Annotated in this window: 5 protein-coding genes; all 5 read left to right on the top strand. The window is 42.2% G+C overall.

The genetic code is table 11. The features are described 5' to 3' along the window. Positions 1–1487 (top strand): ATP-dependent DNA helicase (locus LIQ05_RS16930; RefSeq protein ID WP_226822580.1); only part of this gene is annotated, 1487 nt, incomplete at its 5' end. 168 nt (positions 1488–1655) lie between these two features. Continuing rightward, positions 1656–2783, top strand: a complete 1128-nt coding sequence (locus tag LIQ05_RS16925; RefSeq protein ID WP_226822578.1) for a tyrosine-type recombinase/integrase — start codon at positions 1656–1658, stop codon at positions 2781–2783. 11 nt (positions 2784–2794) lie between these two features. Beyond that, on the top strand, positions 2795–4555 hold the full coding sequence (locus tag LIQ05_RS16920; protein ID WP_226822576.1) for a tyrosine-type recombinase/integrase: 1761 nt from the start codon (positions 2795–2797) through the stop codon (positions 4553–4555). After that, positions 4545–6047, top strand: coding sequence for a tyrosine-type recombinase/integrase (locus tag LIQ05_RS16915; RefSeq protein ID WP_226822574.1), 1503 nt, complete (start codon positions 4545–4547; stop codon positions 6045–6047). The genes LIQ05_RS16920 and LIQ05_RS16915 overlap by 11 nt, the downstream gene beginning before the upstream one ends. Then, the gene (locus LIQ05_RS16910; RefSeq protein ID WP_226822572.1) at positions 6022–6405 is read left to right on the top strand and encodes a DUF6262 family protein; all 384 of its coding nucleotides are present in this window, start codon (positions 6022–6024) and stop codon (positions 6403–6405) included. Before LIQ05_RS16915 ends, LIQ05_RS16910 begins: the two co-directional genes overlap by 26 nt. The last annotated feature ends 94 nt before the right edge of the window (positions 6406–6499 follow it).

Genomic DNA, 6499 nt, shown 5'->3' with positions numbered 1-6499 from the left:
CCCTCCGGCATAACTTTGATTTAGATTCCGTACATAACCTGAGCGGTTTTGACCGTAGGCTGGTGTGCGTACCGAAATTCTGCCCCAGGGAATGTCCGGGGAAAGCAGGATGCCGTTATCAGAAGCATCTGGATATTTCCAGGAAAGAGGATATTTTTTTACAGATTTGCAATCACAATTATCTTCTGGCAGATGCCATGCACCGGGCAAATGGGTACCGTCCGCTTCTGGCAGATTACAGGGCTCTGGTCGTGGATGAGGCCCATAAACTCCCGGAAGCCGCCAGCCAGATGTATGGAAGAAGCATTGGAAGGGAAGATGTGCAGGAGATTGCTTACTTTTTAGTCAGAGAGCATAAAGGTACGGATGGAAAACGGCTGCTGGAAGGGGTTTCCGCTCTTCAGATGGAGATTCGAAAGCACCGGAAAGATGGCATCGAGGACATGGCTGGAAAAGAAAGTTTTTATTTTCCGCCGGGAGCTGGCACAGCCTTAGCCCAGATGCAGGAAAGACTTCAGCTTATGATCAAAAGGCTCGCCGGGAATATTCCTTACTGGATCTTTCGGCGGATGGAAGAGATGGAAGAGCTGTTCGGCTGGTTTTTAAAGAACGACAAGCGATATATTTTGTTTTTACAGCAGGACAGCCGGGGACATTTAACCTTTATGGCAGTCAACCGGGAGATCCCGAAGTATCTGGATGCGACTTTATGGAGCCGGGGATTTCCGGCGATCTTAACCAGCGGCACCTTAAAAGCCGGGAACGGGTTTGCAAGAACCAGACAGATGACCGGGCTGGAAAAAGAAACAGGCATTCGGGAGTGTGTGGCAGAATCACCATTCTGTTACAAAGAGAACTGTCTGCTTTATATCCCGGAGAATTTAAAGCCCATGAAAAAGGGAAGCAGGGAAGAGGCCGAGCAGCTTGCCGGGCAGATCCGTAATCTGGTGTGTTCCACTTACGGGCATACGCTGGTACTGTTCACATCTTATACCCTGATGGGAAATGTGCAGCAGCTCCTGCGGGATCAGATCCCGTTCCCGATGGTGCAGGTATGGAGAAACTCCCAAGAAGAGATCGCACGATTTAAGAAGATGGAGAATGCCGTGCTGTTCGCAGCCGGCTCCTGCTGGGAAGGTGTGGACTTTCCGGGGGACATGGTATCGTCTCTCATCATCGTAAAACTGCCATTTTCTGTTCCGGACCCCATCCATGAAGCACAAAAGGAGCAGTACCGATCCCTGGAATCCTACATCCAGACCATCGTAGTCCCGGATATGCAGAAGAAGCTGCGCCAGGGATTCGGCCGGGCGATCCGCACAGAGCAGGACACCTGCGTTGTGTCTATCTTAGATCACCGTGCAGCAAAGAAAGGCAGGTATCGGAGTGATGTTCTGGAAGCCCTGCCAAAGTGCCAGATGGCAGAACGGATCGAAGAAGTAGAAGATTTTATCCGAAGCCGGAAAGTGGAGCGGTACTATAGCTGAGAACATCCGTGGCGTTGTTGGTTCTGCCCAGATCCGGACAGAAAATAGGCAAAAAAGTTTAGTGGTATTTCAGGGGCGTTTTGGAGCGAATTATTGGTATTGGTGATAGCTATATTGGCATGAGTTGGGTATACTGTGTATAGCGTTAGAGGAAAGGAGGCAGTTCACATGAGTTACAAAGTAGAAACGATAAAAGATGGAACAGAAAAATATTTTTACATCCGAGATCTGGATACGATGGCAATCGAGGAACTGCCGAGCAAATATCTGATGCACAAGATCAAATGCAGACGGTCACCAAATACCGTAAAGCGATCCGCCTTTGCCATCTGCTATTATATGGGCTACATGGAAGAAAAGGAAATGGAGCTTACTGAAGTCTATCAATTAGGGTACGAAAAACAGACAGAGCATTTTGTGGATTTCTTATACTGGCTCAGAGCCGGAAACCATACAAAGCAATCCGATGGAAAAACGAAGAAATGTCCAAATCAGGGAACCTGCAACGCATACTTAAAAGATGTGTTCAGGTTCTATTTATTTATAGAGGCAGAATACGAACAGTACGGCAGCCTTAAGACATTATCTTATAACCAGATCATAGCAGTCAATCAGGTCGGTGTTAAAAAGGTACTCCGAAACCATTCCTTCAAAGGCTACCTGAAAGAGGAAGAACACCGTGGCAGGACGGCAAAGGAAAATCAGATTGTGACAATCCTGCAGGCGTGTACAAACCGCCGGGATCAGCTTCTGCTGCTTTTATTAGCAGAGACTGGATACCGAATCGGAGAACTGCTGGGAGTAAAATATGTCAAGGACATTGATTACAAGAACCACATGATCCGGGTGTGCTTCCGGGAAGATAACGAGAACGAAGCGAGAGCCAAGAATGCAGAATACCGGAGTGCCAAGATAAGCAATGACACCTTTGAATTCCTGATGGATTATCTGGCAAGGTACCGGAAAATCCTGCAGCATCAGGATTACCTGTTTGTAAACATTGTGGGAGATGGCATTGGAAAACCCTTAAAGGTAGACAGCGTATACGATATGCTGGAGCGGATGGAAAAGAAAACCGGAGTCAAGATCACGCCCCACATGCTCCGCCACTATTTTGCAAATATGCGAAAGAAAGCCGGATGGCAGTTGGAGATGATCAGTCAGGCACTGGGACACAAGCATCTGGACACTACGATAAAGTATCTGGACTGGCTGGATGACGAGCTGATAGAGGCAAGCAACGAGTTTTATGAACAGCATGCTGCCATTTACGGAGCAGACCGTCTGCTGGAATAGGAGGTGTGAAAATGCCTGTATATTTAATACAGCAGGCAGAACGCAGGACTGAATATCAAGAGGACATTGAAAAGAAGCAGAAACTATATGCAGAGATTGATTCATTTCAGATAAAAGATAAAACCCAGGTCAATACACTGAAAAAGTTTCTATCAAACAGAGAAATCTGGAATTTACAAGATATGGATTATCTGCTGCGGATTTCCTACGAACGATATTTAAAAGAAAATCGAAATCCCAATAGTGTGTCATGGCATCTACGAGTGTATGATGCCATAAAGCAACAGCATATATACCAACAGATGCAGACACTGACTGGAAAAAGATTTTATGAATGGAAATACCAGAATAAAGTCTTTTACCTGAAATATTATCCAGATCAACAGATAGCTGAAAGTTTTAAATATGTTAAAAATCTCAAAGTTTTAGTATGGGATTTCAGTAAGAATTCTTCAGAAACCCTGAAGAAGCAGATTTTTGATACGCTGGAACAGCTTCTTACTAATACGGCTGTAAGTGCCAGATATCGAAATAAACGATTACAGGCATTAAAAATCCTTTATGATTCATGTATACACCAAAATATCACAGATATTGGAATTCTGGAAATAGAGCAATATGAAAATATCTGTATGGATTTTAGAAAATCTGGTAATGAATCTCTGGACAATCAGCTGAGTATCATAGGGGCATGCCGGAGAATTGCATTTATGCAGCAAGAGCATATTCAGTGGAATGCAACAGTCTGGTATTTGGATCGATTTCATTTAGGTGAAAACCGAATAGATAAAAGTAAATCACTGAACAGCATTTCCTTTATGGAAATAAAAGAAAAACAAAACCGTGAAATTCTTCAGGCTTATATGAAATATGAATTAGGTGTTACCGGGCAGGCTGTCAGTACAATCAGCCGAAGGTTTATGTGTATCAAAAATTTTTTGAAAATGCTGGAGCAGAAACGGACACTGGCTGTTCATGCAACGGCGGAAGATTTAAGTGATTATGCAAAAGACCTGCTGGAACACCATGTACAGGCAAAGGGATTTAACGAGCGGATTTACAGTATCGGACATTTTTATAAATTTATGGAAGTCCGGGAGTATATCCCTAAAATGCCATTTCGCATAGAATATTTTCAGCAAAAGGTACTGATGGTACATCATGACCGGAGCGTAGAAGAAATCGTATACATGGAAGTTCTAAGAAAATTATATCTTTTTCCAGAACGGCTTCGCTGTATGTTCCTGCATCTGTGGTGTCTGGGACTTCGGGCAAGTGAAGTGTGTACTTTAAAAGGAAATGCATATTATCAGCAGGGTGAGGACTGCTGGATTCAGGTATATCAGGTTAAGATGAAAAATTATAAAAGAGTACCGATTCCAAAAGCATTATATCAGCTTATGAAAATTTACCTGAAGAAAAATGAGATACAGCCAGAAGAATTTATCTTTCAGAATGCGAAAGGCGGTGCCTGTTTATATGGAACATTCCGTCAGCAGATGTTAAGGGCATGCAGGGAAAATGGGATTGCAAATGGAGAATATATATTTCGTTCTCACGATTACAGGCATACCGTGGCAACCATGTTTTATGACAATAAAGTTTCACTTCAAAGTATCCGAGATTATCTTGGGCACACATACGAAGAGATGACAAGACAGTACATAGACTTTATGCCGAAAAAGATCGCACAGGCAAACGAAGAATTTTTCAGTACACAGGAAAGCAGCCTGGCTTCATGGCTCAGAAAAGGGGAACAAGATGCAAAATGATATTATATATTTCAGTGATTTTCCCAACTGTAAAGCAGCACCGGATAAGAAACAAAGAGAAGGAAAATTTGATCTGGCAAAATTGCCAACTCAGACTTTAAAAGATGAATTCCGCAGATACATCATATATCGAGGGAAAAATGGAAAATATACAACTTTAGTATATGACCGCCGCTCATACAATCATCTGGTAAACTTCCTCAATGACAAAATAAACCGTAATGTCAGCAGCCTGAGTGACCGCACGGTCGAAAAATGGGTAACACTTTTAAAAGGCTGGATGATGGAGCAAGGAATTCCCATCACCAAAAAGAAAAAGAGTGTGTACGGAACGGTCAGCTATGGAGAGCCGGCACTGATATTATATCTGAGAAATGTGCTGAAGTTTTTAGAACCTGACGATTTAAGGGATGAGACAGAAAAAGACATCTGGGAATTAAAGAATCTGGACATTGAGATACGACATAATCCTATTTACAATGCAGAAACACTTGATTTCAGAAAAATATCCCAATCAAATATCAGGGAAGAATGCAAAAAAGCAGTTTTTATGAATCTGAAATATGAGGCAATAGGAACAGTGCAGGGTGAACTTACGATAATGCGGAGATTCTCCGAATATTTAAGACTGGAATATCCGAAAGTTAAAAGCTGCTGTGAATTAGACCGTGACATACTGGAAAATTTTCTGATCAGCCTTTCAACCGCAGAAGAACTGCATAGTGGAAACAGCAATTATGTGATTTCGCTAAGACGGCAACTGGAAACGATTGGAAAAATCTACAGTTATGAAAATCTGGGACATTTATTTATCAACACAGACACACCGCCAGAAACAAAAGCAGAATTCCGGGTATATTCTGATGCAGAAATGAAACGCCTGAATGCAGAAATCACACGGATGGACGTACAGATTGCAAGGTGCCTGCTGATACAACAAATGTTGGGAACTAGAATTTCCGATACACTGACTTTGAGAACAAACTGCCTGACAGAAGAAAAAGGACAATATATGGTTGAAATATATCAGGTAAAAACCAAGCGGTACAAAAAGCCTGTCAGTCAGGATGTTGCCAGACTGCTGCAGCGTTCTATTGAATACACGCAGGAAAAATTTCAGGATACCAAATACATATTTGTAAATGAAAAAAATCCTGACAGACCGATACAGTACATGGCTATAAAATCCAAAGTTATGTCCATGATACAGGAAAAACAGCTAAAAGATGATAATGGAAATTTATTTGGATTCGGAACTCATATGTTCCGGCATTACTATGGCGTCAAGCTGACAGAAATGCATGTGGATGACTGGACGATAGCAAGGCTCCTTGGGCATAAAAGGCTGAACAGTGTGAAGCATTACCGGAAAATGAGCAATCAAAGGATGGCAGATGAAACCAGAGAAGTTCGCCAGATGATGAGCGATATTATATATTCAATTCTGGATGGATGGGGAGAAGAATATGAACAAATACGACAAGATGATTGAAGAAAATCAGAGAAAGAGTAAAGAAAAAATTTGTCTTGCACAGCAGACTATCCATGACATGGTGGCAAATAAAGAACGTATCACAGTTCCAAAACTCATGAAGAAAACGGGATTGTCCAGAGGCTTCTTTTACAAGAATCCAACCATCCGGGATCTTATGAATCAGGCAATCGAAGAACAAGCCGGAATGATAGATCCAAGAAGAGAAATCCTGAACATGGCAATGGAAAAGCAGATCGAACTGCTGAACCAGAAAGTGGCAGCCCTGACCAGAGAAAACAGTGAGCTGAAGAAAAAGAATGAAAAGCTGCAGAAGGCATTGAAGAAACAGGATTTGAATTTTATCAAAAACTTGTAACATTGAAAATGATAAGATGTAAGAGATGTGTGCGGACATATCTCTTCATCGTTGAAAACAAAATATATAAAATGCAAATAGGATGGGTATATGC

Origin of the sequence: Blautia glucerasea (genome assembly GCF_020537505.1) — a bacterium.
GTDB lineage: Bacteria > Bacillota > Clostridia > Lachnospirales > Lachnospiraceae > Blautia_A.
This window is presented reverse-complemented; position numbering and strand designations above follow the sequence as displayed.

Excerpts from the sequence above, each read along its gene's own strand:
- LIQ05_RS16925 (WP_226822578.1), top strand. The coding sequence starts at position 1,656 with ATGAGTTACAAAGTAGAAACGATAAAAGATGGAACAGAAAAATATTTT.
- LIQ05_RS16920 (WP_226822576.1), top strand. The coding sequence starts at position 2,795 with ATGCCTGTATATTTAATACAGCAGGCAGAACGCAGGACTGAATATCAA.
- LIQ05_RS16915 (WP_226822574.1), top strand. The coding sequence starts at position 4,545 with ATGCAAAATGATATTATATATTTCAGTGATTTTCCCAACTGTAAAGCA.
- LIQ05_RS16910 (WP_226822572.1), top strand. The coding sequence starts at position 6,022 with ATGAACAAATACGACAAGATGATTGAAGAAAATCAGAGAAAGAGTAAA.